The sequence below is a fragment of the Brevibacterium limosum genome, assembly GCF_011617705.1.
Taxonomy (GTDB): Bacteria; Actinomycetota; Actinomycetes; order Actinomycetales; family Brevibacteriaceae; genus Brevibacterium; species Brevibacterium limosum.
In genome coordinates, this window is the sequence record NZ_CP050154.1 from 2,178,807 (window position 1) to 2,202,765 (window position 23,959).

The following is a 23,959-nucleotide window of genomic DNA, read 5'->3' on the forward strand; positions in this document are numbered from 1 at the left end:
AGCGGTGGTTTCAGTTGGTCAGGATCTTCGATAGGAAGTCCTTCGCTCGGGTGCTCTGAGGATTCGTGAAGAACTCCTCGGGTTCGGCGACTTCGACGATCTCCCCGTCGGCCATGAACACCACGCGGTGAGCGGCTTTGCGAGCGAAGCCCATCTCGTGGGTGACCACGACCATGGTCATGCCCTCTTCGGCCAGCCCGACCATGACGTCGAGGACCTCGTTGATCATCTCCGGGTCCAGCGCCGAGGTGGGTTCGTCGAAGAGCATCACCTTCGGCTTCATCGCCAGGGACCGGGCGATCGCAACACGCTGCTGCTGACCGCCGGAGAGCTGGGCCGGATACTTGTCGGCCTGGTGAGCGACGCCGACCCGTTCGAGCAGAGCCATCGCCTGCTTGTCCGCGTCGGCCTTCGGAATCCTGCGCACCTTGATCGGTCCCAGAGTGACGTTCTCGAGGATCGTCTTATGGGCGAAGAGGTTGAAGGACTGGAACACCATGCCGACGTCGGAGCGCAGCTGAGCCAGAGCCGCCCCCTCGGCAGGCAGTTCCCTGCCGTCGATGGTGATGCTGCCGGAGGTGATGGTCTCCAGCCGATTGATCGTCCGGCACAGGGTCGACTTGCCCGAACCGGACGGCCCGATGACGACGACGACCTCGCGTTCGGCGATATCGAGATTGACGTTCTTCAGTGCGTGGAAGTCGCCGTAGTGCTTCTCGACATTGCGCAAGGACACCAGTGGTGGTGATTCAGCTCTCATATGTTGTGATCCTAGTGAAAATGGGCGGGCGGGAGAACGGCACGCCAGGAGCAGGCGGAACTGCAACCGACTTGTGACCTCGAACCCCACCCAGCTGCAGTTCCTGCCGGGGCGTGCGACTCGCCTCAGACGTCGGCCGTGTGAGCGAGCTTCTCGCCTTCTCTGCGCAGCTCGACCTTGCGGATCTTGCCCGACACCGTCATCGGGAATGACTCACGGACCTCGACGTAGCGAGGGATCTTGAAGTGGGCGAGCTTGCCGGTGCAGAACTCACGCACCTCTTCGGAGGTGAGTGAGTCGAATCCGTCCTTGAGGATCACCCATGCCATGAGCTCCTCGCCGTATTTCTCATCGGAGACGCCGACGACCTGGACGTCGCGGATCGCGGGATGGTGGTAGAGGAACTCCTCGACCTCGCGCGGGTAGATGTTCTCGCCTCCGCGGATGACCATGTCCTTGATCCGTCCGGAGATGTCGACGTAGCCGTCGTCGTCCATGATGGCCAGATCCCCGGTGTGGATCCACCGGGCCGCATCGATGGTCTCGGTCGTCTTGTCCGGCTGCTCCCAGTAGCCGAGCATGACAGCGTAGCCCCGCGTGCAGAATTCGCCTTTCTGGCCACGCGGAACGGTCTGCCCGGTGACGGGGTCGGCGATCTTGATCTCCAGGTGCGGCATCACGCGACCGACGGTCTCGGTGCGCTTCTGCAGCGAGTCGTCCACCCGCGTCATCATCGACACCGGGGCGGTCTCCGTCATTCCGTAGCAGATGGCGACCTCGGACATATTCATATCGTCGATGACGCGGCGCATCGTGTTGACCGGGCAGGGCGATCCTGCCATGACGCCGGTGCGCAGAGTGGAGAAGTCGAATTCGGAGAACCGAGGGTGTTCGAGTTCGGCGATGAACATCGTCGGCACGCCGTAGAGGGAGGTGGCCTTCTCCTCGGTGACTGCCGCCATCGTCGCCACCGGGTCGAAGGCGGGTGCCGGCAGCACGACCGCGGAACCGTGGCTGAGCGCGGCGAGGTTGCCGATGACCATGCCGAAGCAGTGGTAGTACGGCACGGGAACGACGACGGTGTCTGCCGAGGTGTACGAGAGCATCTCGCCGATGAAGAAGCCGTTGTTGAGGATGTTGTGGTGGCTGAGCGTCACGCCCTTGGGGAAGCCGGTCGTTCCGGAGGTGTATTGGATGTTGATCGGATCATCGGCCGAGAGATCGTCGATGACCTGCTGCAGCCGCACCGCGTACTTCGCCCCCGTGTCCTCGAGCATCTCGCGTCCCTGCCCGATGAGATGGGCGAAGGACTCGTGCTCGCCCACAGTCACGTCGCCGAGGAGGTCTGCGGAGACGGTGTCGAGGAACACGAGATCGAGGGCGGGGACCTTGGCAGCCACCTCGGTGGCGATGGCGTGGAAGTCCGAGTGCGGAGGCGCGACGATCTGCGAGATCATCAGACTCATTCCGGACTGTTCGACGACGAATTCGAGTTCGTGGCTGCGGTAGGCGGGGTTGACGTTGACGAGGATCGCACCGATCTTCGCCGTGGCGTACTGGACGAGTGCCCATTCGCCGACGTTCTGCGCCCAGATGCCGACTCGGTCACCCTTCTTCACTCCCCGCTCGAGGAGGCCGATGGCCAGTGCGTCCGTATCGCGATCGAACTCGGAGTAGGTCCACCTGCGGTTCGAATGCCGGTCGACCAATGCCGGCGCTTCGGGATTTTCGGCTGCGGTGCGTTTGATGTGCTCGGCGATCGTGATCCCGAGCAGCGGTTCCGTCGATGTTCCCGACGAGTAGGACAATTCGGACACTGCGGTGTGCTCCCTTGCATGCCAATTTTCACTGTGACTGATTGCACACTATTCCGTCCCGGTCCCGCATGCAAAAGCTGGTGAGGAATTCGGCGCCCTCACCTGCGGCTTCGGGATCGACCTGCCCGACGGGAGCCGAGTGGGCAACGATTCCGCTCTCCACCAGGACAAGGGAATCGGCCAAGGCGGTGACGTCATCGAGGTCATGAGTGACAAGCAGCGCGGCGCGCCCCTTGAGCAGCCGGACCAGCACCTGCCGGGTCTCGACTGCCACATCCACGTCGAGTGCAGCCAGCGGCTCGTCGAGCAGCAGCAGCTTCGGTTCGACGACGAGCGCACGTGCCAAAGCGATGCGGGCGGCCTGGCCTCCGGAGACGGCGTCCGGTCTGCGGTTCGCGCACTGTCCCACGCCGAGGCGGTCGAGCATCGCCTGCGCCCGTTCACGTGCGGCGCCGCGAGTCGAACCGTGAGCTCGCAGACCGAACCCGACGTTGTCGATGACGCTCAGGTGCGGGAACAGGAGGGGGTTCTGTGCGAGATGGACGATTCCGCGGTCGTGGACGGGCGGCCACAGCCCGGCGTCGATGTCGAACACCGTGTCCTCCCCGATGCGCAGCCGCCCCGAATCAGGCAGCAGAGCGCCGGTGAGCACTTGGAGCAGGGTGGATTTTCCGGCCCCGTTGCGGCCGATGATCGCGGTGGTTCCCGGCAGTGCGGAGGTGAGATCCAGATCGACTCCGCGGGAGTTCAGCCGGACTTCGGCGCTGATGCTCTGCGCAGATCTCAACCGGTGCGCGGACCGCGTCCCTGGGCCCGTCTCTCCCCCACCTCGCGGTTTGCAGCCCACGGAGTGCGGGGCCGCCTCGGTGGGGGTTGGTGTCGGGGTGCTGTGCGGTGACCTCAGCCGGGGCGCGTGCGGGGACCGGTAGGCCAGGATGATGATGAGCACGGCGATGACGATGAGCAGAAGTGAGAGCCCGATGGCCGCCTGCGGGTCGGTCTCGCGCACGAGGTAGATCTGCAGGGGCATCGTGCGAGTGACGCCGGACAGCGATCCGGCGAAGGTCAGCGTCGCCCCGAACTCTCCGAGAGAGCGTGCGAAGCACAGCACGGCTCCCGTGATGATTCCGTGTCTGAGCAGCGGCAGAGTGACCGTGAAGAACACGCGGTTGGGTTTCGCTCCGAGTTCTGCTGCGGTGAGTTCGTAGCGACGCCCGAGCCCCGCGGTGGCGGTCTCGACGGACATGACCATGAACGGCAGGGAGACGAAGATCTGCGCCATGATCACCGCCGACGTGGTGTAGGCGAGGCTGAGCCCCACTGATTCGAGTCCCCCGCCGAGGATGGCCGACCGGCCCCAGGTGTAGAGCAGAGCGAGACCGCTGACCACCGGCGGCAGGACGAGGGGAAGCAGGATGAGGGTGCGTACGATGCGCTGGCCGGGGAACCGCCGGGTGGCGAGCAGGTACCCGAGGGGGAAGCCGATGAGGACGCTGATGAGCGCCGAGGTCACCGAGGTCAGCAGGGACAGCTGCATCGCCAGGCGGGACTCCTCGGCAGTGATCACGGCGAGCAGACTCTGCGGGTCGACTCGGGTGAGCATGCCGATGATCGGCAGGAGCAGGAACACGATGCCGATGACGGCGGGCAGCCACAGCCAGCCGGGAATCAGCGCATCCGCTGTGCGCCGCCTCGGTGAGCGTGTCGGGGGTGTGGCCGGTCGCGTCGGGGGTGGTGCGGGCATGGTCAGCCTGCGGCGAATCCGGCGTCGCGAAGCAGCTTCTGGGCTGTGTCGGAGCCGAGGAACTTCACGAAGGCGTCGGCCTCGTCCTGGTGCTCACTGGCCTTGACGGTGGCTGCCGGGTACTTGTTGATCACCTTGTCGGCTCCATCGAGGTCGACCTGTTCGACCTCGCCGTCGGCCCGGGCGATATCGGTGACGTAGACGATTCCGGCGTCGGCCTGCCCGGCGCTGACCTTGCCGAGCACATCGGTCACGGAGTTCTCTTCGCTGACCGGATCGAGTTCGGCGTCGTTGAGGCCGGCCCATTTCTCCGTCGCGGCTCCGCAGGGCACCTGGGGTGCGCAGACGACGAGGTCGTTTCCTGTGAAGTCCGCCGAGCTCGTGATCGCCTTCGGGTTGCCGTCGGCCACGGCCAGGGTCAGCGTGTTCGAGGCGAACATCTCCGGATCACCGGCAAGCAGATCGTCGGATGCCAGCGTGTCCATCGTCGTCTCATCGGCGGTCGCGATGACATCGGCGGGTGCGCCTTCGGAGATCTGGGACACGAGGTCGGACGAGCCGGCGAAGGAGAACTTCACATCAGGAGCGTTCGCATCCGCGGCTTTGTACTCGTCGGCGATGTCGTCGAAGACCTCGGTCAGCGAGGCCGCGGCGAAGACTGTGATCTCTGCCGGCCGGTCCGCTTCGGCTTGAGATTCCGGTCCCGTCGAGCAGGCGGCCAGGGTCAGGGCTGCGACGGTGCAGAGCCCCAGCAGAGTTTTCTTCATACACCCATTGAACCCGCAGATGCGCCTGTCTGTCGACTTCAGATCCGATTATGAGACTTCTTCGAGTCCTCCTGTCCGAAACTGCTGACAGATTCTCACGAACCCGGGACGGTGTCGATCGATACCATCGTCGCCTTCACCGAGGCAGTTGCGAGACTTCCCGGTTCGAGCTCGAGTTCGCGACAGGCTTCGGCCGACATCAGCGACACCACGCGGAACGGCCCGCACTGCATGCTGACCTGAGCCATCACTCCGTCGATGCTGACGTCTGTGACGAGACCGGCGAAGCGGTTGCGTGAGGAGCTCACCACTCCGCTGGGATCGGGCAGAGCGCCCGATGACGATTGAGCCAGTGCGGCCAGTTCGCTGCCCTCGACGACGGCTCGGTTCGAGGAGTCCTTGAGCTGGGACAGGCGACCGTCGGCGACCCACCGGCGCACCGTGTCATCGCTGACGCCGAGGAAGCGTGCCGCATCGCTGATGCGCAGCCGGGTCATTCGAGAGCTCCTACCCACTCGTCGGAGCCGTCGCTGAAGTGCTGGTGCTTCCAGATCGCCACCCGAGCCTTGACCTCATCGATGAGTTCGGAACAGGCAAGGAAGGCACCCCTCCGGTGCGCGGAGGCGACGACCGCGGCCAGAGCTATGTCTCCGATCGAGAGGTCTCCGACTCGGTGGACGACGGAGAGCCTGACCGTGGGGTGGCGGGCGGCGATGTCCGCAGCCACCTCGGCGATCTGGGTGCTGGCGAGCGGATGGGATTCGTAGTGCAGACGGTCCACGCCCCGACCTTCGTCGTGGTCGCGGATGACTCCGGAGAAGCTGACGACGGCACCGCAGGTGTCGGTGAGGACGTCGGGTTCGAGTTCCTGGGTCGAAATCGGGGTCTCGACGACTCCCGTGGTCACTACTGTTCCGGTACTCATGGCTCTCGAGTCCGATCTCCGCTCTTTCCGCCGGTCTTCTCGATGACCCTGATATCACCGATGACGGCCTGATTGTCGACGGCTTTGATCATGTCGAAAATCGTCAGCGCCGCTGTGGCCACGGCCGTCAGAGCCTCCATTTCGACCCCGGTCTTCGACACGGTCTTCACCGCCGCGGTAATGGCCACCGCGGCGTCACGGAGTTCGAACTCCACGTCGATTCCCGTCAGCGGCAGCGGATGGCACAGCGGGATGAGGTCGCTGGTGCGCTTGGCGCCCATCACGGCCGCGATGCGGGCCACCGGCAGGGCATCGCCCTTGGGCAGTCCCGCCTCGGCGATGAGGTCGATGACCTCGGGCCGGGTGGTGATGAGTCCTGAGGCAACGGCTCGGCGCTTCGTGACGTCTTTGTCGCCGACATCGACCATCTGGGCGGTCCCGGATGCGTCGACGTGGCTGAGTTTCATGCGATCTTCCACGTCATCAGCCTATCTCCCGCAGCTGAGAACGGATCGTCTGCGCCCGGCTGCTCGGGTGAGACGAAGACGAGGTGGGTGGCTTCGGCGTAGCTGTGGAGCAGGTGGGACCGGGAGTCGCCGACGAACTCGAGACCAGCCTCCGTGAGCCTGGCGCGGCGGACCTGGAGCTTTCCCTCCGGAGGAGCTTCGTCGAATCCATGGGCCAAGCGGTGGTGGGCGACCTCACGGGGGGACTCGTGTCCGGCCAGTCCGAGCAGAGCGGGGCGGATGAAGAGTTCGAAGCTGATGAGTGTGCTCACCGGGTTGCCCGGCAGCGCCACCCAGGCATGGTCGGCCAGAAGTCCGCATCCCTGCGGTCCGCCGGGCTGCATGGCGATGGGTTCGAAGACCATGGAGGAGTCCGGGTCGAGTTCGGCCGCGAGTTTGACGACCTCGTGCGCACCCTTCGAGATGCCCCCGGTGGAGATGACGAGCTGTGCAGCACTGCGGCGCACACGGTCGAGCAGCTGCTGCGGGTCGTCGGGAACAGAAGCGACTTCCGTGTCCACACCGAGGCGGCGCAGCCCGGCAGAGAGCGTGACGGAGTTCGCGTCGTTGATCCCGGCGGCCGCCTCGGCGGCGATCTCGTCCCCTGTGCTCACGACGAGGACCCGCGGCAGGCCGAGCACCGGCAGGTCGTTGACCCCACACGCGGCGGCCACGCCGAGGTGGGCGGGGGTCAGCATGGTGCCCGCTCTCAGCACGGTCTCACCGATGCGAACGTCGGAGCCGCGGCGACGGACGAAGGTTCCCGGCCGGGCTTCGGCGGGACCGACGATCGTGATGGTTTCGGCACCGAAGCGTCCCGGCTCGGTGTCTTCGACCTTGACGACCATGTCGGTGCCCGCGGGCAGCGGTGCTCCGGTCATGATCTCCACTGCGGTACCCGGCTCCACTGCCTCACCGCGTGCTCCTGCGGCGACGCGGCCGCGCACGGGGACCGGGCGGCCGCGCAGCTCGTCCACCGTGGCTGCGGCGAGTGCATAGCCGTCCATGCTCGAGTTGTCGAAGCCGGGCACATCGATCGGCGATGCCACATCGGCGGTCAGCCGCCTCGGCGAGTCGACCAGAGAACTCAGCGGCAGGGTCGTGGTGCCGGTCAGCGGCGATATGATCTCGGATATGCGCTCACGATGCATCTTCGCAGTAGTCATGGGACGATGATATCGACACGCTTTTCAAGGAGGATGACGCAATGGAGAAGATCGGTCTGCCCATGCCGGTGCTGAGAACTCCGACAGTCGACCTGGGCGAGGAGTTCACCGCTCACAACGAGAGTGCTCTGCTCGACACCTTCGATCGTCGCGCTCGGGACCTCCGCATCTCACTCACGGACTTCTGCAACCTGCGCTGTACGTACTGCATGCCGGAAGAAGGCGTCGAGTTCATGTCTCGCGATTCCGCGATGACCGGCGACGAAATCGTCCGCTTCGTCCGCATCGCCGTGGAGAAGTTCGGCGTCGACCAGGTCCGGTTCACCGGTGGCGAACCCCTGACCCGCAAGGACATCAACGAGATCATCGCCGGTGTCGCGGCTTTGGAGCCGCGACCGAACATCGCGCTGACGACGAACGCGATCGGTCTGGACAAACGGGCCGCGGGGCTGAAGGACGCCGGCCTGGATCGCATCAACGTCTCGCTCGACACGATCGATCCGGAGACATTCGAGACCATGACCCGACGCCCGTTCCTCAGACGTGTACTCGAGGGCATCGACGGGGCGAAGTCCGCCGGACTCGCACCTGTGAAGATCAATGCCGTGCTGCTGCCGGGGATGAATGATGCGCAGGCTCCCGATCTGCTGCAATGGTGCCTTGAGCAGGGACTGAGTCTGCGGTTCATCGAGCAGATGCCCTTGGATGCCGGCCATTCCTGGGATAGGACGTCGATGATCACCGCAGCCGACATCTTCGCACTCCTCGAACCCCGTTTCGTGCTCACTCCGGATTCGGCTCCCCGGGGCGGTGCCCCGGCCGAGAAGTTCCTCGTCGCCGATCGACGCGATCCCGACACCATCCTCGGTGATGTCGGGATCATCGCCTCGGTGACGCGTCCGTTCTGCGCCGACTGCACCCGCACCCGCCTGACCGCGGAGGGCCGAGTGCGCACCTGCCTGTTCTCACGCACCGAGGTCGATCTGCTCACCGCGATGCGTGACGGCGCCTCGGACGAGTCGATTGCGAACCTGTGGAAGGGCGCGCATTGGAAGAAGCTCGCCGGTCATGGGATGGACACGGATTCATTCGAGCAGCCCCAACGTCCCATGAGCGCCATCGGAGGATAAGTGCCCACCATCACCGTCCGGTTCTTCGCCGCAGCCCGGGAGGCCTTCGGCTCCCGCGAATCCCAGGTCCGCGCGGGGTCCGTCGCTGAGCTCGTCACCACCCTCGCCGAGGCGGCCGACCCCCAAGCCGCGACCGTGCTGTCGCGCTCGAGCTTCCTCGTCAACTCCGTGGCAGCCACCGATCGGTCCGCAGCCCTGTCCGAGGGTGACACCGTCGATGTCCTCCCGCCGTTCGCCGGCGGCTGAGGGTCGGGGCCGACGGGACTGTGCCGGCGGTCAGTTTCGCTGCGCTGCCCTCAGTCAGCTTCGCTGCGAGGCCGGTTGGGACAGGTAGGCGAGGTAGCCGCCGTTGATCGAGGTGACGTCAAGACCCTGTCTGCGCAGCTGCGCAGCGGTCTTCGCTGAACGGATCCCCGACCGGCAGTAGAGCGCAATCCCATGTGAATGCGCGGGTTCCGAGAGGGCCGCCGTATCAGCAGGACCTGTTGTGAGGGTCGATGGTGCTTTCGGGAGTCTGCTGGGATCGGCCAGCAGTTCATCCATCGGGATGTGGACAGCGCCGGGGACCATCCCCGAGGCGACTTCCTCGTCATCGCGAATGTCGACGATGACGAGGTTGTCGCCGAGGTCCGGCCAGCTGACAGTGGCCGGGCCCAGGGTGTTCTCTGGGCTGGCACCGACCTCCGGTGCTCTGTCGTCTGCGCTGCGAAGATCGAATGAGTGCTGTTCGTAGTCGCCGCGATGCTGCTCGAGGTCGGTGATCGGAGTTCTGCCGGGGATCGGTGAGACCGGAACTCTCTCCCAACCGGCGTCGAGGCTGCTGTGGATGGCCACACTGCTGTACAGAGGTGTGCCGATTCCGGTCAGCACCTTGATGGCTTCCATCGCCATGGCTGAGCCGATGCTTCCGCACAGGGGTCCGAGGACCCCGGCGACCGAGCAGTCGGGCACGCTTCCCGGGGCGGGGACCTCGGGATAGAGGTCGCGCAGGGTCGCACCGTGCTCGGTGTCGAAGACGGCGACCTGACCGTCGAAGCCGAGGATGGTTCCCCAGACGAGGGGGATGCCGAGAATCTCGCAGGCATCATTGGCGAGGTAGCGGGTGGCGAAGTTGTCGCTGCCGTCGATGACGAGGTCGACGCCGTCCAACATGTCGAGGGCATTGTCAGGGGTCAGCAGCCGAGGGATCGTGCGGACCTCGATCGACGAGTTGATCCCTTTCATCCGCTGCTGGGCGGAATCGATCTTGCGGGTGCCGATGGCCGCCTCGGTGTGGATGACCTGCCGATGCAGATTGCTCAGTTCGACGATGTCGGGGTCGACCACGGTGATCGTGCCGATGCCGACGGCCGCCAGATAGCTGAGAATCGGGGCGCCGAGCCCGCCGGCACCGATGACGAGGACATGCGAGTCGAGCAGTGCCGCCTGCGCGCTCTCTCCGAATCCGGACAGCCGGAGCTGCCGGGCGTAGCGGGACCGGTCGGCAGAGTCGAGACGTGAGATGGACATGGTTCCATCCTAATGCGGCCGTTCTTGCTGTGGCTGTGCTGTTCGACCGGTGCCTGTGACGGTCCGGCAGAGTCTGTGCCCAGGTTTCGGCCTCAGCACTCGAGGTAGTCGATGACCGTGCCCGCGCCCAGTTCCTCTGAGCCTCGCAGGGAATCTGTGCCGCTTGGGATTCTGATGATCACGTCGGCGACGGCGAAGTCCGGCAGTCTGGCTCGGTCGGCGGCGAGGATCTCCCCCGTCTCGGTGAAAGTGCCGGGACGGAAGGTGACGGCGTTGCCGTGCCGTCGGAGGTTCGGTCCCGCGAGGATGCCCTTCCGCCATCTCTGCCCCAGCGTCTTTCCGGCCAGCAGCGAGCCGGTGAAGAGGTGGAAGGCGACGAAGGCTCCCTGCGGTGTGCCGGGCAGGTGGAGCAGCGGCAGGGTGCCGAAGCGTCCGAAACCCTGAGGGGATCCCGGTCGCATCTCGAGACGGCGGAAGGTCGAGTGGCCGGGTTCCAAGGTCTGACGGACGACTTCGAAAGCGCCGGCGCTGATTCCGCCGGTCGTCACGACGAGATCGGCCTCGGCCTCCATCGCAGTGAGTACGCTGCGCAGCTCGTCGGCATCGTCGCCGCAGGTGGCTTCGACGGGTTCGGCACCGAGTCGGCGGACGGCGGTGGCGAGCATCGGCAGGTTCGAGTTGAAGATCTGGGGGCCGGACGAGCCGCGTGCGTGGTCGGTGCTCTGGACTTCGTCTCCGGTGACGACCACGCCGATGCGGGGGTGGACCGTCTCGATCTCGGTGATGCCGAGCATCGCGAGGGTGCCGACTCCGGCGGCCGTGATCCGCTCCGCCGCGGGCAGGATCATGTCCCCGCGGTCCATGTCTTCGCCGATCGAGCGGATGTTCCACAGGGTGGGAACGGGTTCGGGAAGGGAACCGATCCGGATGGCTGCGGGTGCCGCCCCCGTCTGCCGGGCGTCGGTGAGTTCGACGGGCACGACCGCCTCGGCGCTGGTGGGCACGGGAGCCCCTGTCATAACACGCACCGCGCATCCCGACTGAAGGGCGACCGAATCGTGGCCGGCAGGGGTGTCGCCGACGACTCGGACGGCCTCGCCCATACTGGCGGCGGTCAGGGCTTGAGAGTCGAGCGCGAATCCATCCATCGCCGAGGCGGCAAAGGCAGGCACCGAGCGTGGAGCAGTGATGTCTGCCCCGGTGGTGCGCCCGGCGGCGATCGTCACGGGCACCACCTCGGTGCGCGGCACCGGTGCCAGTTCGGCGATGAGCTCGGAGTAGTCCTCTGGGTCCAATGATGTCCTTCCCTCACGTCGATCCTACGCGTCGCGGACGAATGTTCCGGTGCGGGTCGGGCCTGGTTCGTCTACAGTGTGGAGCGTGGACACTGACCGAGCAGTAACCATCGAACCCTCGCAGTTGAAACCGCTCAGCTGGGAGGCCGCTGCGGCTGCCTTGCTGGCGGTCTCGGCAGTTGTGCTCTTCGGTGTGGGAACCACGTTTCCGCAGGTCCGAGGTCTCGGGTATGCGCCGATGCTCGCGGCCCTCGTCATTGCGTGGAGCGTCAACCGGAGCTTCGCTCGGGACCTCAGCATCATCACCGGCTGTCTCGCGCTCATCTCGGCGATCTCGGTCGAGGCCGATATCTCATGGACGAACATCGCGCGGATGGGCGTCGTGCTCTCCGCCGTCGTCGTCGGCCCGTGGCTGGTGACTCGCTATGTCTTCGACGACAAGACGATTCAGTACCCGATGCGGCGCGGCCAACCGTGGTCGCGGCTCGAATGGGGGTGGCTGGTCTTCGTCGTCGTGGTCGCCTGGGCGGTGCTGCCGCAGTACTTCATGCGCACCGGGGTCTACCTCAACTGGCCGCCGCTGACGAACTGGTCGGAGATCATCCGTCTGTTCTTCGGGGTCAACGCCGTGGGCATCTGGGACGAGCTGTTCTTCATCTGCACCGTCTTCGCTCTGCTGCGCAAACACTTCGCGTTCTGGACGGCGAATGTGTTCACCACGATCATCTTCGTCTCATTCCTCTGGGAGCTCGGCTACCGTTCGATCGGACCTCTGCTGACGATCCCCTTTGCACTCGTGCAGGCCTTCATCTTCACACGCACGAAGTCACTGCCCTATACGGTCACGGTGCATCTGCTCTTCGACGCGCTCGTGTTCCTCACGATCGTCCACGCCCATCACCCGCAGGCACTGCCCATCTTCATCGGAGTCTGAGGCTCCGCAACCGCCATGTCTTCCCGGTGGCACAGCATCCCTCACTCGAACTCACATAACCTACAGCTGGTCCGGCATCTGTCACTCGTCCGGCCATACCCTCGTGTTGCAACCCTCTGAAATGGCACCAGTAGTGAGGGACGGTCGCATGCGACGACGAAGGCCCCTCCGAGACGGTGACTCGGAGGGGCCTTCGAACTGCGTGGACTATTCACGCGGCAGCTGCCTCAGCGGATTCCGCGCAGGAGCCCCAGCATCGGCTTCGTCAGGGTCAGCGCAAGCAAGCCGAGCACAACCGACGAACCGCCGACCGAGAGCCAGTACGGCGCCTGGTTGGCAGCGTCGAAGTAGCCGCCGAGCACACCGGACAGCGCAGTTCCCACACCCGAGGCGAGGAAGAACACGGCGATCATCTGCGACTGGAAGACCTTCGGAGCGACCTTCGTGGAGAACGAGAGTCCCACCGGCGAGATGAGCAGCTCACCGAAGACGAATACGGCCAGAATCAGGGCGACCCACAGCAGCGGCGTCTCATTGGGACCGGCCTCAGCGAAGGGCAGGAACATGAGGAAGCCGATGCCGATGAGCACAAGCGACAGACCGGCCTTGACCGGGGTCGAGATCTGCTTCGGACCGAGCTTCATCCACATCGTCGCGAACAGCGGGGCGAAGACGATGACGAAGAACGCAGGGATCAGCTGGATCCAGTTGATCGGCATCTCCCACCCGAAGATCGAACGGTTGAGCTGCGTATCCGAGTAGACGGTCAGAACTCCGAAGATCTGCTGATACATCGACCAGAACACCACAACCGTGATGAAGAACGGGACGAAGGCGAGCACGCGGGACCGCTCGTCGGGGTCCGTCTGCGGCGAGGTGTACATGACGATGAAGTAGCAGGCGGCCGCGCCGGCAGAGATTCCCGCGATCCACCAATCGAGATTCTCAGGGTTGACGATCTTCGTCATCCACAGAATGACGGCGAGGAGAACGACGACCACGACGGCCACGATGAAGAGGTAGAGCTTGTTCTTCGGCAGCGGATTGACCGCTACTCGCGACTCCGGTGGCAGACTCTTGCGTCCGGTGAGGTAGATGATGAGGCCGAGGGCCATGCCGACGGCGGCGGCGCCGAACCCGTAGTGGAATCCGATGTTCTTCTGCAGCAGACCGGTGATGAGCGGGCCGAGGAGCGCACCGATGTTCACGCCCATGTAGAAGATAGTGAAGCCGGCGTCACGGCGTGGGTCCTTCTCTTCGTAGAGTTCTCCGACCAGCGCCGAGGCGTTTGCCTTGAGACCGCCGGAGCCGAGTGCGACGAGGATGAGGCCGACCGCCACTCCCCCGAAGCCGGGGATGAGTGCCAGGCAGATGTGGCCGATCATGATGATGATCGCGGAGTAGAAGAGCACCTTCTCCGCTCCCGCCAGCCGATCGGCGATCCAGGCGCCGAGGATGGTGGCGAGGAAGACAGCACCGCCGTACGCACCGACGATCCCCACGGCTGTGCCCTGCTCCATCCCCATGCCGCCGTCGGTGACGCTGAAGTAGAGGTAGATGGCGAGGATGCCGTTCATCCCGTAGTAGGAGAAGCGCTCCCACAGTTCCAGGCTGAACAGCTGCATGAGCGGCAGAGGGTGTCCGAAGAAGCGGGTATCGCTGCGGACGGCCTCGGTCGTCGAGGTGCTTGAAGACATTGTGTGCTTTCCGTAGTGGTGTGAAATGCCACGTTCCGTGTGCTGTTTCACGATGGACCAGCGGACATATTACTCCTCGGCCACCCCCTGGTCACACCAGGCAGACACTGGGACACAGCGTCCCAGAAAGCGGAAAGTCGGAGTGATTCAGATCTCGTCTTGGGCCCCAGTGACGCGCTGCCGTGATGGCCTGGCTGCCTTCCGGTCGTCACGTCTGCCGACCACGAGATTGAGCACGCCGGCACACAGGACGATCGCCGAGGCGGCCACCGGAACAGCCATCGCCACGGCCGTCCCCTGATCCTCGGCGAGGATTCCGTTGATCGCCGAGGACACCGATTGGCCGACGATGATCGCCGACCCCGCCATTGACATCACCGTCGCCGACCGTCCGAGCGGTGCGCGTTCGGCAGCGAGACTGAAGAGGGTGACGAGGCTCGGGCCGATTCCCGTGCCCATGAGCAGCAGAGCCATGACGATGACCGGCATCGATTCAGTCGATGCGAGGATGACAGATCCTGTGACCAGAACGGGCGCGAAGGACAGCAGCCGGGCCCACAGCGCGAACGCTGAGGGAAAGAGCGCCACCGAGATCGCCAGCACCGCAGAGCCGATGCCCATGACACCGTAGATGAGGCCGGCTTCCTCCGGTCGGCCGATGTCGTTGGTCAGGGCGGTCAGAGCCGTGAGCGTGGAGCCGAACACCATCCCGACGCCGAAGACGCCGAGGATGATGACGAAGACACCGGCGGTGAATATGTCCTTCGCCGGAGCGCGCTCGCCGCGGCTGTTCGACGTCCCTGCCGAGCGTGCCCGCCCCGTCGGATGCAGGGCGAAGGCGGAGACGAAGACGAGCGTCATCACGATGGCGCCGATGATGGGGGCGACTGGGGTGAAGAACGTTGCCAAGAGGCCGACGAGGAAGGGCCCGAAGACGAAGATGACCTCATCGGCGGCGGATTCGTAGGCCATCGTGGCGTTGAGCACCTTCGGCCGCCTCGTCGACGGCAGTGCCGTCATGACGATGCCGACGATGCGTGACCGTGACATCGGTGCCACCTGGGGCGAGGTGGCACCGATCGCGAACGCGGCGATGAAGACGACGGAATCGGGCAGCGGACTGAAGACGACCCAGGCCATGAAGGTCAGGGCCAGACAGTTGAGGACCCCGACGATGAGCAGAACATAGCGCTGTCCCCAGCGATCGGCTGCCGCCCCGATGAACGATCCGAACAGGGCCGTGCCCAATCCGACCATGGCGGAGTTGATTCCGCCCAGGCTCAGTGATCCGCGACCGGCCACGACGAGGGTGAGGACACCGACGACGATCATCGCGAACGGCATGCGGGCGACGAAGGCGATCGGAAAATAGCTGCGTCCGACGGCCGAGAACAGAGTCGGTGGGGACTGCTGCCCGGCGGAGAGTCGAGCCGCGGCGGGAATATCGCTGTCTGTCATATCAATCCAGTTTCTGCTCCCGAACGTCCGGGAGGTCGTGCCGCCGTGGTGACCTGGATCAAATCACTCGGTAGATGCACTCTGCCAGTCGGAGAAAGTCGAACCGAAGGTTCTCCCTCAGGCTACTGTGTTTGGCCACCCGATTCGAGTGCAAGCGCACCAGGTGACGTTGAGTTTCGTCACCATGGCACGGACCCCATTCCCATCCCCGACTCAGAAAGAACGCAGATCGGTCTGCGAGGATGACGGCTATGAACTTCTTGTCTCGCGTCATCGTCAACGCATGTGCGATCTGGGTGGCCGCCTGGATTCTGCCGGGTGTGGCGATCACAGGGAACCGGGTCGTCGAAGACCAGGCCGGACCGATTCCGGCCATGATCATCTCCTACCTCGTCATCGGCCTCATCTTCGGGTTGGCGAATGCCTTCATCAAACCGATTCTCAGCTTCGTCTCCGCCCCGATCACATGTCTGACCCTGGGCCTGTTCTCCATCGTCATCAACGCGATCATGCTGGCACTGACGAGTTGGCTGAGCGGGTTCACACCCTTCGAGTTCACCATCGATTCGTTCTTCTTCTCCGCCATCCTCGCGGCGATCATCGTCTCGATCGTCTCCGCCCTGCTCGGGTGGCTCGTCCCGGAGCGAAGCGCCGAGCACGACCGGAGATGAGCAAAGTCCTCTACACGATGTAGACTGTGGCTGAGAGTCAGCTGACCACCAGAAACATCGCCGGAGGAGACCATGTCCGATATCGCCGCCCCGAAGAGAACCCGCAATTCCGCATCGTTTGCCGATGTCATCGTCTTCGTCTTCGCCTTCGCTCTCTTCCTGTTCGGGCTCTATCTCTTCGGAGCCGCGTTCTCTTCCCCTGAGGGAACTGAGTTCTGGGTGTTCTGGGGCGGTCTGCTCGCGTCGAGCTTCGCCTTCCTCGTGCCGATCGTCTACCGCTGGATCCGCGACTCTCGCGGCTGATCGTCCGGTCGGTTCACGAAGGGCCGCTGCGCTGTTGCGCAGCGGCCCTTCGTCGTCCGTGAACAGTTCGCGCTTCGACGTCAGAGTCGTCGGTGACAGAATTCCGTGATCGCCGAGGCGGCTTCCTCCGATCGTTCGTAGTGCACGAGGTGGCCCACCCCGTGCAATTCCACGAATTCGACATCGGAGAGCTCCGCGACGAATGCTCGGGTGGGTCCGATGGGGGCGATCGCATCCTTGTCCCCGGCGATGACGAGCGTGGGCATCGTCAGGTGGTCGGCCACCTCGGTGACGGTGTGAGCGACGGATGTCGCGAAGGCCTCCGCCAGGGACGCTCGGTCGGCGAACGACGAGAAGTGCTGACCGTGCTGGTCATGGATGTACCGGCGCAAGCCGGGGTCGCGGGTCGTGGCCATGGCCACGCTCATGGCCCGGACGATCGCAGCATTGCTGAGCAGAGAGCGACCGGCGCGCTCGGGCAGCCGCGCACCGAGGGCGTAATAGGCGCGGGTCGCCCGGGTGAGGAACCGTGCAGGACCTTCCAGTGCCGGGCTGGTGATCGGGTTGATGAGCACGAGTTCGTCGACCGTCTCCCGATGCCGAGCCGCGAGGTGGCTGACCAGGATCGACCCGAACGAGTGTCCCACGAGGATCGGAGGCATACCTCTCTGCCGAGCGATCTCGGTCCGCAGAGCGACGAGGTAGTCGACGAACGCAGAGAGTGACGACCCCGAGTCCAGAGGCACAGTGAGCCCGAAACCCGGCAGATCGGGCACGATCACCTCGCGGTCGGTGATGGCGCCGGCGATGAGGTCCATTCCGTGGTGGTCTCCTCGGAAACCATGCACCATCAGCAGGGGACGCTGCTGCCGGTCCCCCGGATAGACCCACGCGGCCGTGCTGTGCGAGCCCAGCCGAGTCGTGATCGGCTGTGATTGCCGTGACCGCACCTCAGTCGGTTTCGGAGGTATTCAGTCGGCTGACCGCGCGGCGGGGAACGACCACGACGGGTACGGGCAGGACACGCAGAAGTCGACGGGCACGCGCACCGATGGCCACCTTGCCTCCGCGGCCCAGACGGCTCGAGCCGATGAAGGCGAGGTCCCCGGGCTGCCACTCGATGGTCTCCGCGGCTTCTTCGATATCGGCGCCGGCCTTCGATCTCACGGTCGCACGGCCCGAGGCAAGCATCTCCGAAGCCTGGTCGGCCAGCACAGCTCCACCGTATTGCTCGGCGAATTCGGTGATCTCGGCGACCTCGTCGTCATAGAGTCCGTCATTCTCGATCAGCGAGAGCAGCCTGACGTCGACGCCGAGGCCGAAGGCCGATTCGACGGCAGCCCCGATGAGTGCCGACGCGCCCGGGCGAGCACCGTAGAGTGCGGTCACGCGCGAGATCGGTCCGATGTCCGACCTGCCCGACGGGGCGAGGACGACGGGCACAGTCGACGAATGCAGCAGCGACGAGGCCACCGTGCCGATGCGCAGCTGCCGCATGAGGGTCGTGGCCCGTGCACCGATGACGATGCCCAGCGCACCTTCCTCCTCAGCGACCTCCGTGAGACCCTTGGACTCGTTCGAGGCGATGTGGATGGTGCCCCTAGCTCGGACGTCGTCGGGAATGAGAGCCAGGGCCTCGTTGAGCCAGTCGTCGATCTGCTGGGCGACGATTCCGGCGCCGTCCTTCGGCACGGCGCTGCCGGCGAGGATCGTCGACGATTCGGGACGGACGATGGTGACCACGAGCTCGACGTCGATGGACCGAGCGATCGAAATGGCGAGCGAGATCGCATCCCGGCCCCGATCCGTGGCGATGTATCCGACGACCAGGCGCCTGGTGGTGACGGTCTCTGACATTCTCAACTCCTGAAACTCCGCGTCCGACTGATGCACGTCTCCCCCGATTCTACGTCGGTGCAAACGGTGCTTCGAACTGCCGATTTCGGGGTTCGCTCCTCGCCCCGAGCAGTCGAACCAAAACTATTTGAGAATATAATGAACAAAACTCCCACAGGCATTGAATGCTGTGCTAAATTCGACAGTGCAATTACGGATTCGCAGACATCACCCTGATTGCACATTGACAATAGAGGACGTTGACGCCGTCCCTACGAGATCCACGACCATGAAAGGAGAGCAGTTACGATGATGAATTCTCTTGCAGGCCCCGACCTTCGAACGCCTTGGCATGAAGATGCTGCCTGCCCGATTGGCGGACAAGGACTCGTCGGCTGACACAGCCGTCTATTACGTCTTTTCCACCGGTTGGCTTCCGGCCACCGTTGTCCTCAAAGCCACCGGTCGCCCGAGTTCCGGCATCTTTCACGCCTGGCCCGTGTCCAGATCATTTCGGCTCGCCTACAGTGCTGTACCACCGCCCGAAGCTGCTCCTGATCCAGACACGTCACGCCGGCGTCGGTGAGTTCGGACTCTGATCTGCTGTCATAGCGGTTGCTCACGCCGCGTTTCTGGCTTCCGCCTGGCTGCTGACCAATCCGGGTTCATTGCCTTTTCGGATTTCGCTGCGATTTCAAAGAATCTGCCATTTCAACGGCGCCTTGCTCCTATGGCGCTTCTCTGTCTGTGCCGCAGGCACCCTTAATCGGGTAATTCTGCGTCATTGTCGCAGCATTTTCGGAACCTGTTTATCTGATCGCCATTCCGGGATATCTCCTACCCATTTGCGGATATCCCCTGCCTGAAAATCACGAGGAAGAATTGTGTCGACCACATTCCCATTCACCTATCCACGCCGCTGGGCCCTGAGTACCGGAATGAAGCTCATCCGTTGGGCTCGGCGTCCAGTTGCAACCACCGAAACCCGTCGTCAGAAGGCGGCCCGTCGTCAACAGGCCCGCCTGCGCGAACACGCTCGTGAGCAGCGGTTCCGTGAACTGCGCGAACGGGACATCGTGCGCTACCTCAGCCAGGTCAGGCCATACATCTGAGTTCCGCGGCCCGAGTCCACGGAACTCGGACCGCGGGGCCACCGGATCTGAGCACAGGAACACCGTGCTTCAAGAACGGGTGCATCCTGTGGCAAGCGTCACTCTCCGCCGATTTGGTCTCTCACCCGCTCGTGGGTAATATTGATCAGGCAAGCGGGGGTATGGCGCAGTTGGTAGCGCGTCTCCATGGCATGGAGAAGGTCAGGGGTTCGAATCCCCTTACCTCCACCGCTGAAGGGCCGGGATCCGAGTTCGGATCCCGGCCCTTCGTCATCCCCTCCCTCCCCCTGCTACCCGACGGGGGCCCAGCAACCTCGCGCGAAGTTGCTGGGCGCCGTCAGGTAGCAATTAGTGGGGGGATTCCAGGGTGAGCAGGTGGCGCTTCTTCTCCTCTCCCCATGCGTAGCCGGTCATAGATCCGTCCGCGCCGATGACGCGGTGGCAGGGAACGATGATGCTGATGGGGTTCTTCCCGTTGGCGGCCCCGACCGCCCGCGCTGCACCGGGACGTCCCAGCATTTCGGCCAGCTCTCCATAACCTGCCGTGCTGCCGTAGGGGATCTGCGTCAGCGCCTGCCACACCGAGCGTTGGAATGACGTTCCCTCTGCCGCCAACGGCAGATCGAACCGTGTGCGCTTGCCTGCGAAGTACTCCCCCAGCTGTTCCTCGGTGCGGCGGAAGATCTCCAGGTCGTCTTCCGGAGTCGGTTCGACGCCGAACGTTCTGTCGAGTCGAGCATCGATCGCTTCGGAGACCTCCAGATAGAGACCAGTGAGATTGACTCCGTCGGAGGTGAGCAGGATCGGTCCCAGCTCCGTGTCGAAGATCGTCGTATATACCGGCGCCGAGGCGGTCGGCAGGTCGATGGCGGCGGTGGGCTTCTGCGCGGTGTCGGGTTGGGCCGTTGTCGGCGTGGTCATGTCTGCGTGTCCTTCGTGTCGGTGAGTCATGGGTCGAATCATTCGTTCGTCTCAGTTGGAGTGTCAGGCTGCTGGGATGCGCGCGTGATGTGCCCACAGCAGGTGAGTGAGGTAGGAGCGCCAGGGACTGCATTTCATTGTGACCTTCTTCCAATCGGCAGGGGCCGCTGCGTTCTCATCGAGTTCGGCGATGGCCTTCTTCACACCGAGGTCGGAGTCCATGAAGACGTCGGGATCGCCGAGGGCGCGCATCCGGATATACCCATTGCTCCACGGACCGATTCCGGGCAGTGCCAGCAGGTTCCGACTCGCGTCCTCGCGGTCGCTGCCGGTGCCGAGGTCCACACTGCCGTCGGCCAACGCCTGCGACAGTGCGTGAATCGTCCTGATCCGACTTGCCGGCAGAGCCCAGTCCGATGCGGGTATCGCGGCAACCGCATCCGCGGTGGGAAAGACCCTGTCGACTCCGCAGAAGCTCAGCTCCTTCGGCAGTGATTCTCCTGCACCTGAGACAAGACGTTCCAGATGAGTGCGGGCGGCGGCCAAGGAGATCTGCTGTCCGAGGACTGTCCGCAAAGCCAGTTCGACAGGGTCGCTGTGGCCCGGCGAACGGAGTCCCGGATGTTCGTCGACGAGGCGGCGCAGGCCTGCCGATCGAAGGGTCTCGGCGATCGCCTCGGGGTCGGCATCGAGGTCGAGAAGGCGCCGGACCCGTGCGACGGCGCTGCCGAGGTCGCGGGTGTCGGCCAGGCGGATGCGGCAGTCAACGAAATCCCCTGGCCCTTGCCGCACCGTGATCACGGCGGAACCGTGAGCCAGCCGCATCGACCGGGTGTAGGTGCCATCCGACACGTTTTCGATTCCGGCAACGGCTCTTGCCTCGAGATATCCGAGCAGATGCGCGAAGTCGAACGGCGGGCGATACGCCAACCGGAGCACGACTTCGTCGGCCACCGTATGTTCGGCACCGGCACTGCGTAGCTGTCGTGGGCTGATCGAATACATCGTGCGGAAGGTGTCGTTGAACTGTCGGATACTGGAGAAGCCGGCGGCGAAGGCGATGTCGCTCATCGGCATCGCGGTGGCCTCGATGAGTGTCCTGGCAGTGCGCACCCGTTCGGTGCGGGCCAGCGCCAGAGGTCCGGCACCGAGCTCGGCATGGATGAGGCGCCCGAGTTGGCGAGTGCTGTACCCGAGTTCGGCGGCTAGGGTTTCGACTCCCCCTCGGTCGACGGCGCCATCGCGGATAAGACGCATGGCTCGGGCCACGACGTCTCCGCGCGTGTCCCACTGCGGCGAATTCGGACTGGCATCTGGGCGGCATCGTCGACAGGACCGGAAACCGGCGTCTGCCGCGGCCGCGGCGGTCACGAAGAAGTCCACGTTCTCCCGCCGCGGAGTCCTCGCCGGACACGACGGACGGCAGAATATCCCGGTGGTACGCACCGCGGTGAAGAACATGCCATCAAAGCGTCGGTCGCGGGAAGTAACTGCCTGATAGCACTGGTCGGAGGTGAACATGGTTCCATTGTCCGCCCCGACGAGAACGATTACTAGCGGTTTTCGGTCACGGCAGTGGCTGGCACCAGCGGAGGGAGGACGCGCACGAGGACGATCAGAACAAGAAGCTCGATGAGGGTCTGCGTCACGACCCCTGCAGGGCCGATTCCCTCCCCGGTGATCGCACGAACGATCGGAAGCATGACCAGGGAATTGCGCGTGACGGCGGAGAGGATCACAGCACGCGATCGCTGCGGACCGACGTGCAGAGTCCGGGTGACGCCCCACCCGACCATGGTCATCACGACGGCGAAGAGGATGAAGACGACGGCCACGGTCCCCAACTGTCCGGCGGAACCGGCGATCATCGGGCTGACCGAGGCAGTGATGACGAGCAGCGTCAGCGTCATGATCGGATCCATCAGACGTGCGCTCGCGGCGAGGGGCCGCCCCAATCGTTGCGTATGGCGGGCAAGTCGACGAACGACGCCTGCGGCCGTAAGAGGGATGATGATGAACAGCAGCAGTGCGCCGACAAGCGGGCGAACAGGCAGATCGATGCTCAGCTGCCCTCCGGTGACCGCCCACAGCATCACGGGCAGCAACAGCAACTGAGCGATCATGAGCATGGGAGTGAGCATCAGCAGCCGATCAGCGGTGCCTCCGGCAGCGCGTGTGAATGCGATGACGTAGTCGATGCAGGGACACAGAAGCACGATGAGCACAGCTGGCAGCAGAGGATCAGCGATGTCGAAGACCGTGATGAGACCAGCGACAACCAGCGGGACGATGAGGAAGTTCAAGGCCGCCGTCACGGCAAGAAGAGGCAGATCGCGAACGGCACGCAATCCCGTTTCGAAAGGGATGTCGAGGAACGTGAGGAAGAGCAGAGCAATGAGGCACGGCGTCAGGGCGGCTTCGGCCAGAGCGGCGAATCCGGAGACTCCGGCACCGAGGATGACACCGAGCACGGCACCGCCGAACCACCAGAGCGTCTGCGTAGAGGGGCTGCGAACGGCGTCCGAACTCGTCTGAGCCGACGGTTTGTCACGTCCGGACGCCGGGCGGGAAGGAGGCACAGCCGATCGGCCGATCAGTCGGATTCTGGCCAGTAGTGGGAATCCGGCAATGACCGTCTGCCGAATATGGCTTGGCCGACACGGACGCAGTTCGCTCCCTCCTCGATGGCGACTTCGAAGTCACCGGACATGCCCATCGACAGCCGAGCCGGTCCGAGGAGGTCAGGATCGGTCTCCCGAACTCGGTCACGCAGGCTGCGCAGCAGCTGGAAGCAGGGACGGACACGGTCGATGTCCGGGGAGAAGACCGCGAGGGTCATCAGTCCCTGCACTTTGAGGGACTCGAATGCTCGAACATCGCGGAGGAATCCGGGGAGCTCTTCCGGGGGCATGCCGAATTTGGAGTCCTCGGCGGAGGTGTTGACCTGGACGTACACGTCGAGGCTGCGCCCTTCCGCTTGGAGCCGGCGGTCGAGGGCTCTGGCGACCTTGAGCCTGTCGAGGGCCTGGAATTCGCTCGCGAACTTCGCCACGTCTTTGGCCTTGTTCGACTGGAGGTGCCCGATCACCGCCCAGTAGATGTCGAGGTCGGCCATCTCTTCGGATTTCCGGTGGGCTTCCTGAACCTTGTTCTCCCCCAGCTTCGCACAGCCGGCAGCGACGGCGAGGCGGATGCGCTCTTGCTGCACGGTCTTGCTCACGGGCAGCAGTTCGATGTCGGATCGGTCCCGGCCGGCACGCTCGCCGGCAGCGGCGATCCGGCGCTCCACCTCTGCGATATTGGCTCGGAATTCCTCGACCGTCGTCGCCGTCGAGTACTGGTCGTCATGACTGAGTCCGTTGTCGTCTCCCATATTTTCATCGTACTCAGGTTCTGTGCCAGTGCATG

The 23,959-nt window shown here is 64.4% G+C and carries 24 protein-coding genes and 1 tRNA gene; 7 read left to right on the forward strand and 18 right to left on the reverse strand.

What is annotated here, in order from left to right:
• Nucleotides 1–10 precede the first annotated feature (10 nt).
• The 8 genes from GUY37_RS09750 to GUY37_RS09785 all read right to left on the reverse strand — a co-directional run bounded on the left by GUY37_RS09750 (nucleotide 11) and on the right by GUY37_RS09785 (nucleotide 7,685).
• Nucleotides 11–760: an amino acid ABC transporter ATP-binding protein gene (locus tag GUY37_RS09750; RefSeq protein ID WP_166824999.1), complete on the reverse strand. Its 750-nt coding sequence runs from the start codon at nucleotides 758–760 to the stop codon at nucleotides 11–13.
• 125 nt (nucleotides 761–885) lie between these two features.
• Nucleotides 886–2,577: an AMP-binding protein gene (locus GUY37_RS09755; RefSeq protein WP_166825002.1), complete on the reverse strand. Its 1,692-nt coding sequence runs from the start codon at nucleotides 2,575–2,577 to the stop codon at nucleotides 886–888.
• A gap of 28 nt (nucleotides 2,578–2,605) precedes the next feature.
• Nucleotides 2,606–4,321, reverse strand: coding sequence for an ABC transporter permease (locus tag GUY37_RS09760; RefSeq protein ID WP_166825026.1), 1,716 nt, complete (start codon nucleotides 4,319–4,321; stop codon nucleotides 2,606–2,608).
• Between the two features lie 2 nt (nucleotides 4,322–4,323).
• A complete protein-coding gene (gene modA / locus GUY37_RS09765) occupies nucleotides 4,324–5,088 on the reverse strand; it encodes a molybdate ABC transporter substrate-binding protein (RefSeq protein WP_166825029.1) in 765 nt (254 codons plus the stop codon).
• Nucleotides 5,089–5,183: 95 nt separating this feature from the next.
• Nucleotides 5,184–5,585, reverse strand: a complete 402-nt coding sequence (locus GUY37_RS09770; protein ID WP_152346539.1) for a TOBE domain-containing protein — start codon at nucleotides 5,583–5,585, stop codon at nucleotides 5,184–5,186.
• Nucleotides 5,582–6,013 (reverse strand): molybdenum cofactor biosynthesis protein MoaE, encoded by a 432-nt coding sequence (locus GUY37_RS09775; protein WP_166825032.1) that lies wholly within the window; start codon nucleotides 6,011–6,013, stop codon nucleotides 5,582–5,584. The genes GUY37_RS09770 and GUY37_RS09775 overlap by 4 nt, the downstream gene beginning before the upstream one ends.
• Nucleotides 6,010–6,480 carry a cyclic pyranopterin monophosphate synthase MoaC gene (gene moaC, locus GUY37_RS09780; RefSeq protein ID WP_166829600.1) on the reverse strand — a complete coding sequence of 157 codons (471 nt, stop codon included), beginning with the start codon at nucleotides 6,478–6,480 and terminating at the stop codon, nucleotides 6,010–6,012. Before moaC ends, GUY37_RS09775 begins: the two co-directional genes overlap by 4 nt.
• Nucleotides 6,477–7,685: a molybdopterin molybdotransferase MoeA gene (locus GUY37_RS09785; RefSeq protein ID WP_228278129.1), complete on the reverse strand. Its 1,209-nt coding sequence runs from the start codon at nucleotides 7,683–7,685 to the stop codon at nucleotides 6,477–6,479. The genes moaC and GUY37_RS09785 overlap by 4 nt, the downstream gene beginning before the upstream one ends.
• A gap of 41 nt (nucleotides 7,686–7,726) precedes the next feature.
• Here GUY37_RS09785 and moaA point away from each other — a divergent pair, with 41 nt between their 5' ends.
• Together moaA and GUY37_RS09795 are read left to right on the forward strand one after the other, a co-directional pair.
• The gene (gene moaA, locus GUY37_RS09790; RefSeq protein ID WP_166825034.1) at nucleotides 7,727–8,815 is read left to right on the forward strand and encodes a GTP 3',8-cyclase MoaA; all 1,089 of its coding nucleotides are present in this window, start codon (nucleotides 7,727–7,729) and stop codon (nucleotides 8,813–8,815) included.
• Nucleotides 8,816–9,061 carry a MoaD/ThiS family protein gene (locus GUY37_RS09795; RefSeq protein ID WP_166825037.1) on the forward strand — a complete coding sequence of 82 codons (246 nt, stop codon included), beginning with the start codon at nucleotides 8,816–8,818 and terminating at the stop codon, nucleotides 9,059–9,061.
• Between the two features lie 54 nt (nucleotides 9,062–9,115).
• Here GUY37_RS09795 and GUY37_RS09800 read toward each other — a convergent pair whose 3' ends face one another.
• Together GUY37_RS09800 and GUY37_RS09805 are read right to left on the reverse strand one after the other, a co-directional pair.
• Nucleotides 9,116–10,324 carry a ThiF family adenylyltransferase gene (locus GUY37_RS09800; protein WP_166825040.1) on the reverse strand — a complete coding sequence of 403 codons (1,209 nt, stop codon included), beginning with the start codon at nucleotides 10,322–10,324 and terminating at the stop codon, nucleotides 9,116–9,118.
• Between the two features lie 92 nt (nucleotides 10,325–10,416).
• Nucleotides 10,417–11,619, reverse strand: a complete 1,203-nt coding sequence (locus GUY37_RS09805; RefSeq protein ID WP_166825044.1) for a molybdopterin molybdotransferase MoeA — start codon at nucleotides 11,617–11,619, stop codon at nucleotides 10,417–10,419.
• Nucleotides 11,620–11,704: 85 nt separating this feature from the next.
• On the opposite strand from GUY37_RS09805, the gene GUY37_RS09810 reads away from it, so the two are divergent.
• Nucleotides 11,705–12,553 carry a CPBP family intramembrane glutamic endopeptidase gene (locus GUY37_RS09810; RefSeq protein WP_228278130.1) on the forward strand — a complete coding sequence of 283 codons (849 nt, stop codon included), beginning with the start codon at nucleotides 11,705–11,707 and terminating at the stop codon, nucleotides 12,551–12,553.
• Nucleotides 12,554–12,780: 227 nt separating this feature from the next.
• Here GUY37_RS09810 and GUY37_RS09815 read toward each other — a convergent pair whose 3' ends face one another.
• Both GUY37_RS09815 and GUY37_RS09820 read right to left on the reverse strand, forming a co-directional pair.
• The gene (locus tag GUY37_RS09815; RefSeq protein WP_166825047.1) at nucleotides 12,781–14,250 is read right to left on the reverse strand and encodes a peptide MFS transporter; all 1,470 of its coding nucleotides are present in this window, start codon (nucleotides 14,248–14,250) and stop codon (nucleotides 12,781–12,783) included.
• A 147-nt stretch (nucleotides 14,251–14,397) separates the two neighbouring features.
• Nucleotides 14,398–15,708, reverse strand: coding sequence for an MFS transporter (locus GUY37_RS09820; RefSeq protein ID WP_166825050.1), 1,311 nt, complete (start codon nucleotides 15,706–15,708; stop codon nucleotides 14,398–14,400).
• A 251-nt stretch (nucleotides 15,709–15,959) separates the two neighbouring features.
• Here GUY37_RS09820 and GUY37_RS09825 point away from each other — a divergent pair, with 251 nt between their 5' ends.
• Together GUY37_RS09825 and GUY37_RS09830 are read left to right on the forward strand one after the other, a co-directional pair.
• The gene (locus GUY37_RS09825) at nucleotides 15,960–16,379 is read left to right on the forward strand and encodes a phage holin family protein (RefSeq protein WP_152346547.1); all 420 of its coding nucleotides are present in this window, start codon (nucleotides 15,960–15,962) and stop codon (nucleotides 16,377–16,379) included.
• 72 nt (nucleotides 16,380–16,451) lie between these two features.
• On the forward strand, nucleotides 16,452–16,682 hold the full coding sequence (locus tag GUY37_RS09830; protein WP_152346548.1) for a hypothetical protein: 231 nt from the start codon (nucleotides 16,452–16,454) through the stop codon (nucleotides 16,680–16,682).
• 80 nt (nucleotides 16,683–16,762) lie between these two features.
• On the opposite strand, the gene GUY37_RS09835 is transcribed toward GUY37_RS09830, so the two are convergent.
• Together GUY37_RS09835 and GUY37_RS09840 are read right to left on the reverse strand one after the other, a co-directional pair.
• Nucleotides 16,763–17,632 carry an alpha/beta fold hydrolase gene (locus GUY37_RS09835; RefSeq protein ID WP_266096607.1) on the reverse strand — a complete coding sequence of 290 codons (870 nt, stop codon included), beginning with the start codon at nucleotides 17,630–17,632 and terminating at the stop codon, nucleotides 16,763–16,765.
• A 1-nt stretch (nucleotide 17,633) separates the two neighbouring features.
• The gene (locus GUY37_RS09840) at nucleotides 17,634–18,539 is read right to left on the reverse strand and encodes a universal stress protein (protein WP_166825056.1); all 906 of its coding nucleotides are present in this window, start codon (nucleotides 18,537–18,539) and stop codon (nucleotides 17,634–17,636) included.
• Nucleotides 18,540–19,402: 863 nt separating this feature from the next.
• On the opposite strand from GUY37_RS09840, the gene GUY37_RS09845 reads away from it, so the two are divergent.
• Nucleotides 19,403–19,630, forward strand: a complete 228-nt coding sequence (locus GUY37_RS09845; RefSeq protein WP_152346550.1) for a hypothetical protein — start codon at nucleotides 19,403–19,405, stop codon at nucleotides 19,628–19,630.
• A gap of 155 nt (nucleotides 19,631–19,785) precedes the next feature.
• Nucleotides 19,786–19,858 (forward strand) — tRNA-Ala (locus GUY37_RS09850).
• Between the two features lie 120 nt (nucleotides 19,859–19,978).
• Here the strand turns inward: GUY37_RS09850 and GUY37_RS09855 are convergent.
• The 4 genes from GUY37_RS09855 to GUY37_RS09870 all read right to left on the reverse strand — a co-directional run bounded on the left by GUY37_RS09855 (nucleotide 19,979) and on the right by GUY37_RS09870 (nucleotide 23,924).
• Entirely contained in the window at nucleotides 19,979–20,551 is a 573-nt protein-coding gene (locus GUY37_RS09855; RefSeq protein WP_166825058.1) for a methylated-DNA--[protein]-cysteine S-methyltransferase, read from the reverse strand.
• A 63-nt stretch (nucleotides 20,552–20,614) separates the two neighbouring features.
• Complete coding sequence (locus tag GUY37_RS09860) at nucleotides 20,615–22,072, reverse strand: AlkA N-terminal domain-containing protein (RefSeq protein WP_166825061.1); 1,458 nt, start codon at nucleotides 22,070–22,072, stop codon at nucleotides 20,615–20,617.
• Between the two features lie 32 nt (nucleotides 22,073–22,104).
• A complete protein-coding gene (locus GUY37_RS09865; RefSeq protein WP_166825064.1) occupies nucleotides 22,105–23,022 on the reverse strand; it encodes an arsenic resistance protein in 918 nt (305 codons plus the stop codon).
• Between the two features lie 122 nt (nucleotides 23,023–23,144).
• Complete coding sequence (locus GUY37_RS09870; RefSeq protein ID WP_166825068.1) at nucleotides 23,145–23,924, reverse strand: YggS family pyridoxal phosphate-dependent enzyme; 780 nt, start codon at nucleotides 23,922–23,924, stop codon at nucleotides 23,145–23,147.
• Between the last annotated feature and the right edge of the window lie 35 nt (nucleotides 23,925–23,959).